The 683-nt window shown below is 35.9% G+C and carries 2 protein-coding genes; both read left to right on the top strand.

The features are described from left to right. Positions 1-158: 158 nt before the first annotated feature. Positions 159-410, top strand: a complete 252-nt coding sequence (locus tag N1032_RS25615; protein ID WP_259543421.1) for a hypothetical protein — start codon at positions 159-161, stop codon at positions 408-410. Next, a partial coding sequence (locus tag N1032_RS25610; RefSeq protein ID WP_259543420.1) for a hypothetical protein occupies positions 391-683 on the top strand: 293 nt, incomplete at its 3' end. The genes N1032_RS25615 and N1032_RS25610, both read left to right, overlap by 20 nt.

Raw genomic sequence — 683 nt, 5'->3', positions numbered from 1 at the left:
AGAGATCTTGGATATAGTGCAAAAGATTCTGATAAGGTTGTATTCATTCCTAAAAATCAAAATCATCTTGCTAAACCTGGTTCAACAGTATATTTTAAAATAAAACAAACTCAAGCTATTCTTGGCTATGGTATTGTATCTGGTGAGGAGGTTAAATAATGTCAAAATGCAACTTTGAAGCACCAACATACAAACAGCATTTGGAAGATATTATTTGGGACAGACTTGTTAAGGAGGCCAAATTAGAAATCATTAATGACTGTCTTATCAATGGTAAATTCAAATTAAATGAAAATGGTGAAGTAATCTGGAATGGTAAGAAACCAGAAGTGACCCATTTCTTTGCCGATGACCCTAAGAAACCATATGTAACACTAGAAGGAGCTACAGATGCACTCAACAACGTTTAGTAAAGTACCAGCAGATGGCTTATTCGAAGGCCTTAAAATGCGCAGGAAGAAAGGAGTAACGCCACCTACAAGCAGATTGATTGCATCATTACAAAATCATAAATTCTATTGGCATGATAAACGTGTCTATAAAGCAAAGCCTGGAGAGACAATTGCTCCTGATCTTAAGAGCGAATGGGTTGGAACTTGGGTTGCTAAGAAACGTGAACAAGTTACTTTAAATGACACTATCATCACACAAGAGATACATGAATTCAAATGGCGTAAAGATCA

Source organism: Herbiconiux daphne, from assembly GCF_024979295.1.
Classification (GTDB): domain Bacteria; phylum Actinomycetota; class Actinomycetes; order Actinomycetales; family Microbacteriaceae; genus Herbiconiux; species Herbiconiux daphnes.
This window is presented reverse-complemented; position numbering and strand designations above follow the sequence as displayed.

Bases quoted from the DNA above. Each gene is read 5' to 3' on its own strand.
- N1032_RS25615 (WP_259543421.1), top strand. From the start codon at position 159: ATGTCAAAATGCAACTTTGAAGCACCAACATACAAACAGCATTTGGAA.